Origin of the sequence: Streptomyces sp. NPDC002809, assembly GCF_040295435.1 — a bacterium.
Taxonomy (GTDB): domain Bacteria; phylum Actinomycetota; class Actinomycetes; order Streptomycetales; family Streptomycetaceae; genus Streptomyces.
On the sequence record NZ_JBEOVJ010000102.1, the window covers coordinates 12,172 to 27,903 of the forward strand.

Below are 15,732 nucleotides of genomic sequence, written 5' to 3' on the forward strand. Positions count from 1 at the left end.
CTGATGTGCTGTTCGCGTTTGGCGGGCTCGGGTTCACCACTTGTCGGCTTCCTCATGTGCGTTGTAGAGCCCGAATCCGGTGGCCGGGGTGGGGCTGACGTCGTTGTCGGGCAGGTTGTCGAGGTCGTCGATGCTGTCGTCGTTACCTTCGGTGGCTTGCTGCGCCGGGCTGTCGGTGGGTGCTTCGGTGTCGTGGTCCCCGTCGCGGGGTGAGGGGAGAGGGAGGTGAGCGGTGCGGGCCAGGAGTGCCCGTTCCGTTGTGGTGGAGTGGCCGCTGTGGACGCGGCGCATGAGCTGGTCGAGGGCGTCGGCGAGGCTGGCTTCGTGCTGCTCGGCGTCACCGTGGTTGCCGTCAACGGCCTGGGTGCGGATGTGCTGCCAGGTGCGTTCATCGAAGGGCCGGTGGACGTGGTCGCGGTGGATCCACGGGATCTCGGTGAGTTCGCCGTCGGGGAGGCGGACCCAGATCTGGCGCACGTCGTGGGGGTTGTAGTGGATCTCCCATTTCCTGCCGCGGCCGGCGACGGGGGAGGGCTGGCCGCGGTGTGGGGCGAGGAGGTCCGCGTCGTAGGTGCGGTGGTGGATGGTGATGCCGCCGGGGGTGATGGCCTGCCAGCGCACGGGGAGCAGTTCGAGGTAGTCGCGCCCGGTCAGCGGGACGGGCACGTACCCGGCGACCGCGACAAGGACGGCCCACATCTCGTTCGGGGTAAGGGCCTTCCTGGGCATCATCGGGTGGCGCAGGCCTTCGTGGGGCCGGTGGTGGTAGTGCACCAGCCACTCATCGAGGAGGTCCTGGAGCTGGGTGACGCTGTAGCAGGCGTCTTTCTCGGTGTCGGGGCCGCGGCGGGTGACGTTGGATCCGGTGTAGCCGGGCAGGTGCTGGCAGAACAGGTGGTTGATGGTGCCGAAGGTGCGCTCGACGATGCCCTTCGCGGTGGGGGCGCGGGGTGGGGCGGGCTGGACGCTGATGCCGAGGGTCTCGCAGGCGGCGGTGAACGCCCGGGAGACGAAGACTTTGCCGCGGTCGACGACGATCGTCTCGGGCAGGACGACCGGCCGGGCCGCCGCACCGGCCAGACGCTCGTCCAGCGTGGCCAGCCGCTGGTGGGGGAGTGCGCGGGCGTGGTCCATGCGCAGGATGTCCGGCCAGGTCGGGCGGGCGGGGTGCGGGACGGCCATCTCCGCGAGCAGCAGGGCCGCGTCGACGGCTTTGGTCGCGCTGGGGCACAGCACGGCGGCGAGGATGGCGCGGGTGGCGACGTCGACGGCGATGGTCAGCTCGGGCCGGGCCAGGCGCCCGTCGTCGAAGAGGGCCAGGACATCCAGGCGGGTGGTGTCGATCTGGACCTGCTCGCCCGGCCGCAGCGCCGTAGCAGGGGTGAAAGCCCGCCCCTCGACACTCGCGGGCACCTGCCGCACCGGACCGCTGGGCAGTTCGCCGGGTCGGGCGAGGGAGGTGACGAGCCGGTACAGCGTCGCCTGGGACGGCACGGGCACCGTACCGGGGCCGTGCTGATCTTCGAGGATCTGGTTGATGAGCGGGAACAGGCCGTTGATGGTGCCTTTGGAGCGCCTGCGCCGGCGTCGCAGCGCTTCACGGACGGCGGCGACGACCCGTTCGTCGGACCGCCCGGTAGGGCTGGAGGAGCGGGTGGTGCGGTGGTCCAAGAGCCCCCACAGGCCCTGCTTGCGATAAGCGAGCCGCATGCGCTGCACCGTGGTGCGCGACACCCGGCCGAACCCGAGCGCGGTCAGCTCCTCGGCCTTGGCCTGTTCCCGCTCGGCCAGCGTGTGCCGCTCTGGGTCGTAGTGCTCCCGCACCGCTCCAGCACTGCCGGGCCCGCCGGCAAGGCCGCATTCGACTTCTCTCACGTGCCGCTGCCAGGCCAGGGCCTTCTCACGTGCCGCGGCGGGGGCGGTCTCGAACAGCCCCCACTGCGGGGCCGCCTGCGGTACATCGGCCCCGATGACGCTGAAGCCGGGATCGGCGAACAGGTACCCGGCGAGCACCGCCTCGCCGCCACCGTCCGGGCCGATGAGGTGAATGGTCTGCCCGGACAGGGCGACCACCTGCCACTTCACACCGCGGAACCGGACCTGCACCCCGGCCTTCACCGACGGCCGGGCACTGCGCCGCGCGGTCACCGGACCCCTCCCGCCGCGCCCGGACCCGGGCCACTCCAGCCCGCAGGGCCGACCAGGACGCGTTCATGCAGCGGCGCCTCCAGGTCTGCCGTCACCCGCCCGTGCCACAGGGCGTGGAAGACCACCGGCAGGACCTCGATCGGGTCGCCGGACGCTTCGGCACCCTCGATCAGCGGCCGCGGCCGCGCGAACGCCTCCACCACCGCGGGCGCCAGGCCGGGGCGGCCGGCGTTGCGGGGGTGGCGGTAGCCGGCCAGCCATTTCAGATTGGCGGCCAGGACGTCGTCGAGCGGCGCAAGACGCCGGTAGGCCCAGCCGATCTCCTCACACGCCGCGCTCACCGCTTCGGCGGCCTTCACCGCCCGGTCGCCGCCGGCCTCCGGGTGGCTGGGGCAGTCGGCCAGCAGACCCGTGCCGTCGCGGTACCGGACGAACAGCTGCGGCACCCAGGAACGCACCCGCCCCCGCTCCTCGCGCCACAACACGCGTACCGGACGCCCCGCGAGCCCGGTCACATCGGGGTCGCGGTCCAGGACCATCAGCTGGGTGCGCATCGCGTTCGAACCCGCGGCCACGTGCCGCCCGGTGGTTGCCGACCACCACAGCCCTGGCCCCCAGCGGCGCCCCGGGATCACCGGGAACGCCGACACCGGTCGCAATTCCTCGAATCCCACGGTCATGGCGGCATCCGCCCACCGCTGCTGAACCGGCTGCCCCACCGGGTCGAGGAACACCGCCTCGAACCCGTTGCGGCGATCCACGGCCACTCGCCTCGCCCGGCCCCCGGGCCGGGCGGCTTCTCCTGTGCTGATCACCCGTGTCAGCCAAGCCGCTCCCGCCGACAAGCATCGTCGTTTTCAGGGTTTCTGCCACAAACGAGTGCTGTATCAGCTAACAGCCGATGCGCCCGGTCCCACCCTGCTCTCAGCCGTCCTCTTCCTGCCCGCCCGCCGTCAGCATGCTCCTCAGTGTCCCGGGGGACATATCCGCCCACCGGGCCACCTCCTCCAACGGCACCCCGCCGTTCACCGCCGCCACCGCGGTCCGCTTCCAGGCCGCCTCGACCAGACCGGCACTGTGACCGAGGCCTTGCAGCAGCTGCCGGGCGACTTCGGCGGTCGGCCCGCTCTGCACGCCGCGCAGCTGCAGCAGCTGCTCCTCGGCACTGCCGAGGAGACTGCCGATCCGCATCCGCTGCTCGGCCGGCACCACCGCCCGCCACATCGTCCCCGAACCGGGTGCCTTCATCTCCTTGCCCAGCACCCGCAACTGCCCCGCCATCGGCACCGGCTGATGCTCCCGCCGCAGCCACCAGGGGTCGTTGTCATACCCGGGAGGCCCACCGGCCCCACGGCGCAGCCGAATGACGCTGCCCATCCAAGCGATCAGCGGACCGCCATGGTCCGCCGCAGCCAGAGGCTCCAGCCAACCCCGCCCCACCCGCTCACCGAGCCGACGGCAGAACAACCCGTCGACGGACAGCACTCGAGGCTGCCCGGCCCCGCTGTCCACCCACACCAGCCGGGCCATGCCCGGATCCAGCAACGCATCGGCGACAGCCACCACCTCAGGGAAGACGACCGCGTCCCGCCCCACGATCCGCCACCACCCCAGATCACCCCCGGCATCACCGCCCGCGACCTGATGTAACCGCCGCGGCCAGACCTTCTCCTGCTCCCATTGCAGGGCCTGCTCCCACCACCGGGCCACCACCGCCTGCGCCAACGCGAACACCCGCTCCGGCTCGGCCCCCGCCCGCACCGCCCGCCGCGCCACCCCCACCCACCGCCGCTGCGCCGCGACCACCTCCGGCAGACGCCGCACGTCCAAGTACTCATGGGGCTGGTCGGCATCCGCATCCAGGAGCCACCGCCCGTGCCGGACACACACACGGTCCCACCGCGGGGCGTACAGCACCGCCCGCCCAGCCGTCCCCGTACGCCGGGCCGTGCACAGACGACAGCCGAACGCCACCGGCCCGGCAACCGCACCACCGATCCGCCACGCCGCCGCCGGCTCCCCGGCATCCGCGGCCGGCAGCCTGGCATCCTCCCGCCCCCAGGACGGCAACGCCCGCGCCAGCACACCCTCCTCCACGCCACACAGGCCTGTCAGGAGCTGCCGCCCCGCCGTGTTCAACAGCACCTCGGCGTCTGCCCGCGCGCCCCCTCCGTCGTGCCGAGGCTGGTGGCTGCGCCACTTCCAGCAGGACCGCAACGCCGTCGCTTCGACCCCGTAGCGGCTCGCGATGCGGCACATCAGCGACGACGTCGTCTCTCCGCGCAGGGGAGCGGTACGCAGGAGGCCAGGAGGAAGGATCACTCCACCACGGTCTCGTGTCCGCCGATCAAGGAGGGCGTCTTCGCGGTAGTTCCTTCCGGCCCGCGGCCATCGTTGGCTCACTTTCTCAAGGGCCGCAGCTGTTCCTCCCTGAAGCCAACCCCTCAGGGAGGTGGGAGATTAGCCCGTTCGAGCACACCGTGATGATCCGATCGCACTAAGCTACGCCTGTGGTGGTTGGCGAAGACGCTCAGGTGAAGGGCTTCTCGGGGGCTCGAAGAGCCAAGCAGTGGCTCGAGGGCACGATGCGCATCTTCGGCGCGTACGCGAACACGGACTCGGAGTCCTGCGGCCGTCGGCTGACCCTCGCCTGGCCGTACGGGGGCCGGACCTTCTCCTTCGATCTGGGCGGCGCCATGCGCGGCGATCCTTACCAGAACGACATGTTCTGCGCGGAGGTCAAGAACTACGCGCAACCCAGCGACCAGGGAACGCAGTTCGACGAGTTCCTCGCCAAGTGCTACGTCGCCGCCCAGGCCCAGCACCATCTCAGCGACCACTTCATGTGGATCACCTGGGCACCGTTCCGGGCGAACTCCTGGTCCACCCTCAACTCGCCTGATCAGGTGGAGAGTGCAGTCCTTCAACACAGCAGTCGCGTTTTCGGCACCAGCGACCCCGAGGAAGCCCGAAAACTTCTGGACAGCGAACTCGCCCAGTCGGTCGCCGCACGCTTGTGGCTGATCGTCCTCTCGGACAAGCAGGAAACTCTCCTGCCGCTCAAGGACTGGGCAGCCATCGTCGCCGCCGAACTCACCCGCAGAGAGGGCTCGTGGTGAACCTCGTCGAACAGTCGATTGCCCAGGCCATGGACGAGCCCGACGACCGGATGATGTTCACCCAGGTCAAGGACATCGTCGCCCGGCACCTGCGCCGCATGGACCCCGGCGCCACCGTCACCAAAACTGAATTCTTCAACCACACCCACGTCCCCGACATGGTCCTGGAATGGCCCGGCAGACCCCGCACACCCCGCCGGTTCATCTACCTGCGCACCACATCGGACCAGCGCGAACTCGAGGACGACCTGCAACGTCTTCCCCGTGCGGACCGGCCGGTGCTTCTCGCGCTCGGTCAACTGTCCTCCACGCGGCAACGAGGAGACCTCCCCCTGCTACCCGGCACCAGCACCTCGCTCCTCCTCGACACTTCCGCGCTCGGCGCACTCCAGCCGGCCGACGACTCTCCCGGCATCCCTCAGCTGGTGTCCCGCTCCGTCCTCGAAGGCGGCCGCGGCACCCTCGACAGACCGGCCACCGAGGAATTCCTGAACACAGTCGTCCAGGGGGCGGAAGCCGCCCGCGCGGGAGAACGCGTTCCCACCCGCGATGCTGTCGACGCCCTCACCGCGCAGATGACCACCGACGTCGCTGACCGGATGTCAGCCTTTCTCGCCGCGCTCTGGCAGGGCGGCGGATCCACGCTCGCCAGCTTCCCCGCACCTCAGCGAGGCGTCGGCCATCTCGACGAGACAGCCCTGATGTACCTGCTGGAATCCGAGGACATCACCGACACCGCGTTCTGGAACCGGGTCGTCCGCATGATCAGCCTCCCCACCTTGCTGCGCACCCCAGCCGCAGGCACCGGAAATCTCCAGTACCTCATGCGTGAGGCGATCCGGCTCTGGACCAGCCGCGTCTGCATGATCGTGCCCGGCGTGGCAGACGCAGACATCAGCCCCTGGCGCTGGACAGTGAAGGCTGGCCAGCTGATCCTGCAGACCCCGCGCTTCCACGTGCTGGTCGCCCAGTCCCAGCGCCAGCTCCCGTCCGGCCAGGAGCACGACCTGCCCCGCCTCGACGAAGTGAGGAACAGAGCCGACCGCTTCGGCATCCCGTTGACCTCTCTGCGCATGGTCGTGACGGACCGCCACGTCGGCTACGGCGGACCCGGGGACGACATCTCCCACGACACCCGACTCGACGGCATCAGCGACGCGCTGGGACAGGCCGAGGGAGTCATCGAAGCCGAAGCCCGCATCCCCTCTGGCGAGACTCTCCAGTGCATGTTCGGCACCGGGATCGCCAGCGCCCGTGGCGCACGTACCCAGGTACCGCTGGACGCCCTCCTCGGAACAACGACGCGCCTGCTCTCCGATCTCTCAAATGATGAAGCCGAGAAGATCACCCAGCTTTTCGGGGCCCAAGGCCCGCCCCCCGATCAGCCATGGAGCCAGCCCAGCTTCGACGACGTATAGGGCCAGCGCCGGCCCGGCCATCAGGCACGGCGCGAGGTTGTCTTCCCGCTTGACGACGTTGCTCTGCCGGAGGGCGCAGGGCACTCGGGATGGCCGTCCTGCCGGTATGCCTTGCCCTCATGGATCCCGTCGGTTCGAAAGGGATCTTCCGGTGCACATCAATTTTCCAACCCCTCCACCCCTGTGACCTGGGGAAACGGTGTGACAGGCGGGGAGGCGGGTGAGGTTGGGAAAAATGTTGTCGTCTGGCATCCGGATCCGGGCCCTCGGCGGCGTGTAAGGGGATGAGGGCCCTTGGGCCTTCATCAACGAGTTCGTCTCTACTGGGAGGCCTGGTCGATGACTTGGTCGTACTGGGTGGGAGCGGGCGGGATTCCCCTGCTGTTCCTGCTGGTCTCCGTGATGCGCCGCACCCGCGGCATCACGGAGATGCTTGTGAAGGCGCATGTCGAGACCCGTGTGGAGCGCGAACAGCGCGCCACCATGGTCGCGATGGCGCAGGCCCTGCCCGACGGCGGTGCTGCTGCCTGTTTCGAGGAGGGCCGGCCTGCCTGGCTGTTCCGCAAGGAGACGGCCGACCCGGCGGGCCACCGGGCCATCACCACGCGGGAGGCCGCGTGAGTGAGGCCGCTCCGGGAGCGGACTTCGAGGCCTTCGTCCTCGAGACCATCGAGGCGTTCTCCCGACTGGCGCGTGCCCAGGCCGGCGACCTGCACAGCGCGGAAGATGCTGTGCAGGACGCCTACCTGAAGATGTACCGGCGATGGGATCAGCTCATCGCCGGTCAAGGTTCGCTGAAGTCCTACGGCCGCACCGTGGTGAAGCGGGCGGTCATCGACCAGTTCCGCGGCAACAAGCGGATGGCCGTGGTCCCGGTCCGTGAACTGCCCGAGACGGAATCCGGCATCGGCATCCCCGAGGCCGCCTACGAAATGATTAAGGAAGGAATCGACGAACTCGTCGCCAGCCTTCCTGGACGGCAGCGCGAGGTAATCACCCTGTGTGTTCTGCAGGACCTCAGTCCTGCCGTGGTTGCACAGCGCCTCCAGATAAAGGAGGAGTCGGTGAAGCGCTACATCAAAGCCGCCGCCAACAACCTGAAGAAGTCCATCGACGAACACAGCGAGGAGGCCACCGCATGACATACCTGTCCGCTTGGACGCAGCAACCCGAGGAACGGGGAGCCATCCGGCTCCTCGCCCTGTGGCTCCTGCTCGAAGGCTCTGAGCAGGCGTTTTCCAAGGGTTCTCGGATCGGCGAGGACTCTGTCCAGGCGGAGGGGGGCCAGCCTTCGGGCTGGCCCCCGGCCCCCGCCCCCTGCCTGGAAATCGTAGACGGAAACCATCGAATCGGTGCGGTCCGTGAACTGCGCACTCTCCTGAAAAAGGAAGTCGATGATTCCGCGACACCACAGGAGACACGACGCGTAGCGGAAATCCTTGAGTTCCTGAACAGGGATGATGTGGCGCGAAGCTGGTGGGAAAAGGCAGCACTCAAGGGTGACGAGGACGCGCAGGGCTATCTTCATATCCTTGATGCCGAGAGGGAAGAAAAACTATCGGCATGCTGCGGATGCGAAAAGGAACACGCTGAGGAGTCTTTCCAATCATTCGTGAGTGACTTCGTGTGCCGGTCAGCCGGTGCCCGCGTTGCTGTAGACAGGGTCCACTGGGCATTGGGGGAAGCCGGAGTCGACCTGTCTGAAGCAACACAAGCTCTCGTACGTGAGATTGAGGACTTCCTGGCACACCTGGACCACACCACCGGCGGCCCACGGTGCTGACACGACAGCGCGTCACGTGCCCACAGACGGGAGAGTCCTTGTAGACCAGCCTCCATGAGGCCTTCACGTGAGAAGGCCGGACGACTCGTTGAAGCAACGGCCTGTCCCCGTGCACGCGGGGATGGGCCGTTGCTGCATCATCATCTGCATTGTCTAAAGCTCCGTAAGTCGACTCACGGTTCTACCGTCAGCCACGCCCCCGCCAGCGCATGCGACGAGTTCAGGGTCTCCTTTTGACTCGCGATGGAAGGTCCGATCCTGTCGTTCGCGCTGTCCTCTGCGGCTGCATGTCTTGACACTCTTCGCGCGCTGCGGCCTTCTCCGGCGAGGGGCCACCATCGGGGCACTCTCGCCGCTGAGACAGATCTGGACGAAGGTCGAGGACGCCATCATCGACACCGACGTCTTCTTGGCGGGCGAGACGCGACATCTCACGGAGAAGAAGTCCCCCCTCGTTCGGGCCGGCTCTAGGTGGGAGCGGCCTGCGATAGCGCGCCCGGCGCCGGGGCGAAGTAGCAACTGGTCGAAAGCGACCGGCCATTGCATGTGACGCTCTAATATGACGTTCTGCGCCGAGGCCTCACGCACCACCGCGGCGTCGGTGCTACCCGCACGTCACGCCCCGTCCTATAGAGAGCGGGGAGATACGGAGCCTTTCGACTGTGCAGCTCACCCGCTTTTCCACCTGTGGTTTCCGCTCGCTGGCCCACGTCGAGGGCATCCCGGTCAGCAGTCCCACGATCCTGACAGGGCGCAACGACGGTGGTAAGAGTGCGGTCCTGACCGCTTTGGCCTTCCTGCTCGGCAAGCATCCGCTGACCGACGAAGACCGCACCTACGAGCAGGGCGGCGCGACGAAAGGCCGTCGCTGCGCCGAGACGTGGGTAGAAGGCGAGTTCCTCCTCGACTCCGGAGAGCAGGCCGAGCACAGCCTGCCCGAGACGGTACGCATCCGCCGGATCTCCCTGCGGGACCAGTCGGCCTCCTTGGAGTACCTCGGATACCAGCCGACTGACAGCCGCCTGCGTTCGCCGGGGCTTGGGCAGTTACTCAAGAACCCGCTCGGTGATCTGGTCGACGAGTACGGGCTTAGCCCGGCAGGCACGAGCAAGGGTGACTTCCTGACGGCGCTGCAGGCTTACGCGGCCACCGGGCCACAGACGGAGGACTGGCTTTCGGTGCCGAAGAGTCTGGAGGCTCGCCTTCCGCGGCTGCTGCCCTTCGGAGGCAAGAACGAGCTTCCCGACGATGCCGTACGAACCGCACTGAGCGGCTGCTACGAGGCGCATCTGGGCGACGAGGAGCTGCAGGGCAAGGTTCGAGAGATCGAAGCTGAGATCACTGAGCGGCTCGAGAAGGAAGCCGACTCACTTTGTCAGCACATCCGGCGGCACTGCAGCGAGTACTTGGGAGTTGAGGTCAAGCCCGAAGTCTCGTTCAGAGGCGGGTTCAAGCGTGCGCCGCTGGAAGTCTCGAAGGCTGACGGCGAACCGGTTGACCTTTCGCGCTCAGGATTGGGCAGCAATCGACGTATCGCGCTCGCGGTGTGGGAGTGGACCAGCAACCTGCTTGAGACCGCCGAACTGGCCAGCGACGGTGAACCGGCAGAGCAGGAGCCGACACAGACCATCGTCGTCTACGACGAGCCCGACACCCACCTCGACTACCGCCACCAACGCACGGTGATGGAGATCATCCGCAAGCAGTGCTCTCTGCCGCACGTTGCCGTCATGGTTGCCACACACTCGATGAATCTCATTGACGGCGTCGATATCGCCGACGTTGTTCATCTGCGGCTCAGCCCCACCGGCCGCACGCAGGTCGAGCGGCTCAAGGACGACACTCACGACGGCATTGACCTCCATCTTGGTCAGGTGGCGGCCGCAGTGGGACTGCGGAACTCGGTGCTGCTGCACGAGCGGTGCTTCCTGGCAGTGGAGGGCATCACTGAACAGCAGTGTGTGCCGTTGCTGTTCCGGATTGCTCAGGGGCTGTCCCTGCAAGCGGCAGGCATCGCCCTGTGGGCGTGTGGCAACAATGAAGGAACCCTTCACCTGGCTGGCTACCTAGCCAAGCATGGCCGCACGGTCCGCCTCATGATCGATGCCGATAGCCGGAGTAACAAGCAGTTCAAAGAAGACAAACTGATCAAATTTGGCCTCGACCCTAAGACGCAGATCTCATACGTCGGTGAAGCCGAGGGATACAACGAACTAGAAGAACTCTTTGATGACGACCGGTGGGCACAGGCTGCCAATACTCATTGGCCGCGCCCGACGGGGGAGACGTGGAGCGCTGAGAACTTTGCGGCCCACCGTGGCGGCAAGTTCAGCTCCGACATCCTGTTCATGATCAAGGAGCAGGCCAAGGAGACGAGCCCGAACGGCAAGGCTGACCTGCTGTACGGCCTGGTCTCCCAGCTGAACAACAAGGAAGAGGTACCACCCCAGCTCCGCAAGATCTTCAGTGAGATCCAGGACCTGGCTGCCTGACGCTATTGTGTGCACGCCGTATGAGCATGCGCTCCTTGCGTTGCTGGAGCGTCGGTGCTTGCCAGGCATGCCAGCCGGCTTCGGGAACGTACTGCCGGCCGTGACCTCGCGCTTCTATTCCGCACCAGCGGCACCCGCCTGGTGCAACGGTCTTCTGTGTGCGTGCAGAACGAGATAACGACACCACGTCCTCCTTTCCCCCACCGCTTATCTTGCCCCCTGGCACTGACATTGACCCGGTGACGCAGGACGGCTGCAAACGCATCAGGAGACGGCCATGCGGGTGCCAGCTCCCTGAGGTCAGCGGGGCCGTCGCCGCTACCGCCGCCGCCCACCGGCAACAAGCCCAGGCCACCGGCCCCGGACCCGCTCCCGCCGCACGGCCGACGCCCACCACCGCCCCGGCTGCCGCCGTGCAGCCCGCTTCAGCACCCGCGCCCGCTCTCGCAACGACGCCAACCATTGCATGGTCGCCCGCCCACGCTGCCGGACGCATGGTGACCGACGGAGCTGTAAACCGGTTAGCCCGGCGCGACGATCTCGCACCTGCCCGCCGGGCCCACCGATGATGTTCCGTACGAGCCACGGGAGGGCGAGGAGGAAGCCCTCCCGGCGGCCGCGGCCGCCGGGCAGCGGCTTGGATCCGCTTCCTATTCCGTACACCCGACATGAAGCCATCACTGCCTTCGCGGACGTCGGGTGGGGCGTGCAGGCCTCGGGTCACGGGCCGGCCCTGAGCCTCCTGCACCCGGTTACCCGTCTGGACCACCCGACGCCGGACGGGACCTCCGCTGCGGCGCAGGCTTCGCCAGCGACACGCCCCCCTTTGTCGTGCCGCAGGTCGGGGCCCGGCCACGGCGTAATTCAGCCGGAGGAGCGCCCCATTATCCCAGGGCCTACACGCACACCAGTGCCATGCCGCAGCTCAGAACCCGTGGGCATCGCACCGCAGTGCGTGTTGGGCCTGGCCCCGGACAGCGAAGGACCCCGGGACGCCCTGCGCCCCGGGGTCCTTCGCTCGCACCGCAACCGCTCACCAGTCGTCGGGTGCGCTGCCCACCCACGCGATCGGCTGGCCCTCGTTGTTGCGGCCCCAGTGCGGTTCTTCCATCGAGGTCTCGTGCCCGTCGGGCAGGGCGCATATCTGCACCCCCTCCGCGCAGACCTCGATGAGGCGGGCCCCGTCGCCTTCTGCCTGGCCTGGTCCTAGCCGCCCCGGAAGGGCCGGAGACGGGCACGCAGCTCCAGTCTGAGCTCCGTCTCCGCCGGCTCCTCCCGTTCCCGCGCTGCCAGCATGCCCAGCAGCCTGTATGCGGAATTGCTTGTCCGCCGGGTGGCTCCGGGCTGGAGGATGACCAAGTGGTGCGCGGACGAACCCAGTCTGTGGGAACCTACTTTCCGTTAGGGGGATCAACTGATGACCGAATGCGCGTGCACCGCATGCCCCTTCCAGGCTGACAGTCTCGAAGAACTGCAGCGGCACTCAGTGGAGACCGGCCACGTCGGCATCTGTAAGACCGAGGCCGCACCAGCTGGAGGCAAGCTCACCAAGCGTCTAGTAGTAACTCAGGGCGCGACCCTTGCCACCCTTGGATCTTCCTTCTTGGCGTGCACCTACCTGTACGCCAAGTGGCAGACTGCAGAGGCGGAGAACGCCTACCTGAAGTCACCCAGCGGCGCAGGTCGCAACCTCAAGAGCCATGACAAGAGCCGTGACAAGGAATGAGCTGGGCGCGGGCGATGCCTGCGCCGTCGCTCGGCGAATCCGCTGACGCGGGGCAGCGCTGACCGGCTGCTGCCCTGGCCGGGCGGTCATCACGCCGCTCCTTCCGAGGCCGCCCACTCCAGCCCGAGTGCGGCGAGCGTGGAGAGTTTGTCGGCGGGGAGCTTCGCACGGCGTCCCTTCTGATTCATGATCCAGACTCCGAGCTTGACGGGGTACTCCTGGCCGTCGACCTTGACACCCTCTACGTGGCCCCTGGGGACGGTCACAGAGCCAGTGCGGGCCTTATACCGCGCCAGAGCCGCCACCCCCCGCTCGAAGGCCCCCAAGGGTGGCGCGGACGGCTTCGGGAGCTCCGAGGCCGGCGGCGTGATGCTGAGCTGCTCCAGGCGTTCGCGCTGTCCGCCCGTCAGGGCCTGCCAGACCTCTGGTTTCCGCTGCCGGGCCAGCCACTTGCCGATGTCCATACCGTGGACGGTGAAGCCGGGCAGGACCTCGGAGCGGTCCTCCTCGTCGGCCAGGAGCTCCCGCAGCGCGGCGTAGTGCCGCTGCCACTCCGCCGGCCACGAGGGGTTCCAGTCCTCGTCCACGGCCAGGAGCGCGGCCTCCCACTCCGGGTGACCGTCCAGCGCACCGGGACGGCGCAAATTGCTCAACCACTGTCCTACCGGCCTGGACAGGGCCACTGCGGACCTCGGGGCGCAGAGGGTCCAATGGTCCGCGTAGTACGCCTTGGCGGCCTCCAGGTTCTCCTGGAACCGCTCATCGGCCGGGTTCCAGACCATGCCGAGCTTCTCCAGCCGCTGCGCGCGCAGGCCGGTCATCTGCCCCGTCCCGTACGCCCGTCGCTGTTCCGCGACCCACTGTCCAAGCGGTGTCGCGCCCTCTTTGTACCCATAGGGGACTCGGGCGTGATGCTCACGCTCCGTGAACTTCTTCAGCGCCGACCAGCCGCGCGCCCAGTCCTGACGCTCGGTGTCGATGACGTTGAAGGAGATCCAGTCCGCGACCATCACCGGGTCACGCGGAGCCGCAAAACGCAGTAGCAGACGGGATTCTTCCTCGCCTTCCTCCGGCGGCGAACCGATGTACTCAGACGGCTGCACGACATCCTTCTGAGGCTCCTGAGGAATCGCGAGCAATTCGATTGCCTCTTCGTCATGAGCGCGCAGACCCTCCAATACCTTCACCAAAGGCCGATACGATCCGGAGGTGAACATGTCTTCCGGCTGCTCCCCAGGCTGGAGAAATACCGGCACGATCAAAGAGGCGACTTTCCCCTGTCCGGGCTTTTGACGCAGCGCCCGGCCGATTGCCTGGACGATGTCGTGCGGAGCACCCTTCGGGTCCAGGAAAGCCACCGAGTCCACCGCCCGGATATCGACGCCCTCACCCAGCACCCGGCAGTTGCACAGGACAGCCCGCAGCGCCGTGGACCCGAACTCGCCCAGAACCCCCCGCCTGCGCTCGGGGACGTGCTCGCCGCACAGCCAGTCCGCCCAGATGCGCGCCGGGTACTTCTCGGGCCGGTCAGCGTGCAGCCGCTTGGCCACGCGCTCCAGGCCCTCCGCGAACGCCTGCGCCTCTATCGTCCGGTGGTGGAAAGTGATGCACGTCTGGAGGTGGTGCTCCGCCATCGTGTGCAGCAACGCCGCCTGCAGCGCCCCGAGCCGCTCACCGCGCACCCTCTCGCTGTGCCGCTCCTCGCTCATCAGCCGCTCCGGGGTGACGACCGGGTCCTGGAGCTCCAGCACGATGATCTGGTACCGCGCCAGCAGCTTCCGCGACACTGCCGACGCCAGCGAGAGCTTGTAGAGAACCGGACCGAAGACCTTCTCGTCATCCATGGAGGCCGCCATCTCGCGCGGCAACGGGTCACGCACCCCCTCCGCGACCTCGCGGTTCGGCCGCTCCTCCCAGATCCGCGGCGTGGCCGTCAGATACAGCCGCCGGTACGAGGGGATGACGCCCTGGTCGTGGACATCGGCCCACGCCTTGCCCATCGACCCGGAAGTCCGGTGAGCTTCATCGACCACCGTCAGGTCCATCGGGGCCAGCTGCTGCCCGTAGGCACCCTCGAACGCCTCCGCCAGGACACCCAGGGACGCGTAGGTGGCGTAGACGGTCACAGGCCCCGAGCCGTGCCACAGCGCCAGCTGCACGGGGTTCGTGGTGGAGCGCACCTTGAGGTTCCACAGCTCCGGGTCATCGGTGAGGCTGCACACCGCAACCGCCGGCCCCGTGTGCCCGGCCTCATGCCATTCACGGACCGTCTGAGTCAGAAGGTCCAGCGTCGGCACCAGGACCAGAATGCGCCCCTTGGGCACAATCCGCTTTGCCGACACTGCGGCAATGGTGGTCTTTCCCGTTCCGCACGCGGCATGCACCTGTCCGCGCAGGCCATTGACAGGAATGCCATCCAGTGGAACATCGAGACCGCGCACAATGTTCGCAACAGCCTCGATCTGGTGAGGAAACAGTTTCCTAGCCATTCCCGTGTTCTCCTTTTCGCGGAATGTCGCGCGTAATAAGAATGGAAGGTCCCGGCGCGATGGTGTGGTACGGGGTTGTGGTGTGTGAACCCAAACACTACACAGGCATGAACAGTGATGCATCAATCTCACGCCAACTTTCACCCCCAGGGTGATACATGGCCGAATCTTGACCCAATGCGGCTGGTTGTCCTGTATGCTGATGGGGCATTGATGAGCATCACCGGGCAGCTTCGAGAGTGGGGGAGGGGTCAGGGTGGAGCGCAGCGGAACCCGTCACTGCAGCAAGGCCGGCACCCGTACAGCCCGACGGCCCGTCACATTCGTTGTAGGGGTTGTGGCCAAGAACCCCAAGCCCTACACAGGCCCGAGCACGATGCACCTCCTCTTACTGCCAGCCCAGGCGACCGCGCTTGCGCGGGTGCCCGCAATGAGCGCTTGCGCGAATTGCATCCCCTTCCAGAATTCCGTTTACGGAATTCCATTCCGGCGCTTGCGCCGGAATTCGAATTGCGCTTGCGCAATTCATTCACTATGCCCGGCTTGCCGGGGCATAT

At 67.4% G+C, this 15,732-nt stretch carries 11 protein-coding genes; 7 read left to right on the forward strand and 4 right to left on the reverse strand.

Features of this window, described 5'->3' with window-relative positions; translation table 11 throughout:
• Positions 1-33: 33 nt before the first annotated feature.
• From ABT025_RS35155 to ABT025_RS35165, 3 genes are all read right to left on the reverse strand, one after another.
• Positions 34-2,148 carry a TnsB C-terminal domain-containing protein gene (locus tag ABT025_RS35155; protein WP_351002729.1) on the reverse strand — a complete coding sequence of 705 codons (2,115 nt, stop codon included), beginning with the start codon at positions 2,146-2,148 and terminating at the stop codon, positions 34-36.
• On the reverse strand, positions 2,145-2,909 hold the full coding sequence (locus tag ABT025_RS35160) for a TnsA-like heteromeric transposase endonuclease subunit (protein ID WP_351002730.1): 765 nt from the start codon (positions 2,907-2,909) through the stop codon (positions 2,145-2,147). The genes ABT025_RS35155 and ABT025_RS35160 overlap by 4 nt, the downstream gene beginning before the upstream one ends.
• 163 nt (positions 2,910-3,072) lie before the next feature.
• On the reverse strand, positions 3,073-4,470 hold the full coding sequence (locus ABT025_RS35165) for a DNA-binding protein (protein ID WP_502972099.1): 1,398 nt from the start codon (positions 4,468-4,470) through the stop codon (positions 3,073-3,075).
• A 188-nt stretch (positions 4,471-4,658) separates the two neighbouring features.
• Between ABT025_RS35165 and ABT025_RS35170 the strand changes: the two genes are divergently transcribed.
• The 7 genes from ABT025_RS35170 to ABT025_RS35200 all read left to right on the forward strand — a co-directional run bounded on the left by ABT025_RS35170 (position 4,659) and on the right by ABT025_RS35200 (position 12,686).
• Positions 4,659-5,267 carry a hypothetical protein gene (locus tag ABT025_RS35170; RefSeq protein WP_159031322.1) on the forward strand — a complete coding sequence of 203 codons (609 nt, stop codon included), beginning with the start codon at positions 4,659-4,661 and terminating at the stop codon, positions 5,265-5,267.
• On the forward strand, positions 5,261-6,685 hold the full coding sequence (locus tag ABT025_RS35175; RefSeq protein WP_351002731.1) for a hypothetical protein: 1,425 nt from the start codon (positions 5,261-5,263) through the stop codon (positions 6,683-6,685). The genes ABT025_RS35170 and ABT025_RS35175 overlap by 7 nt, the downstream gene beginning before the upstream one ends.
• 339 nt (positions 6,686-7,024) lie before the next feature.
• Positions 7,025-7,306: a hypothetical protein gene (locus tag ABT025_RS35180; protein ID WP_351002732.1), complete on the forward strand. Its 282-nt coding sequence runs from the start codon at positions 7,025-7,027 to the stop codon at positions 7,304-7,306.
• Positions 7,303-7,827, forward strand: a complete 525-nt coding sequence (locus ABT025_RS35185) for an RNA polymerase sigma factor (protein ID WP_351002733.1) — start codon at positions 7,303-7,305, stop codon at positions 7,825-7,827. The genes ABT025_RS35180 and ABT025_RS35185 overlap by 4 nt, the downstream gene beginning before the upstream one ends.
• A complete protein-coding gene (locus tag ABT025_RS35190) occupies positions 7,824-8,468 on the forward strand; it encodes a hypothetical protein (RefSeq protein ID WP_351002734.1) in 645 nt (214 codons plus the stop codon). The genes ABT025_RS35185 and ABT025_RS35190 overlap by 4 nt, the downstream gene beginning before the upstream one ends.
• A gap of 662 nt (positions 8,469-9,130) precedes the next feature.
• Entirely contained in the window at positions 9,131-10,960 is a 1,830-nt protein-coding gene (locus ABT025_RS35195; protein WP_351002735.1) for an ATP-dependent nuclease, read from the forward strand.
• Positions 10,961-12,377: 1,417 nt separating this feature from the next.
• Complete coding sequence (locus tag ABT025_RS35200; RefSeq protein WP_351002736.1) at positions 12,378-12,686, forward strand: hypothetical protein; 309 nt, start codon at positions 12,378-12,380, stop codon at positions 12,684-12,686.
• 89 nt (positions 12,687-12,775) lie between these two features.
• Here ABT025_RS35200 and ABT025_RS35205 read toward each other — a convergent pair whose 3' ends face one another.
• Positions 12,776-15,175, reverse strand: coding sequence for a DEAD/DEAH box helicase (locus ABT025_RS35205; RefSeq protein WP_351002737.1), 2,400 nt, complete (start codon positions 15,173-15,175; stop codon positions 12,776-12,778).
• Positions 15,176-15,732 lie beyond the last annotated feature (557 nt).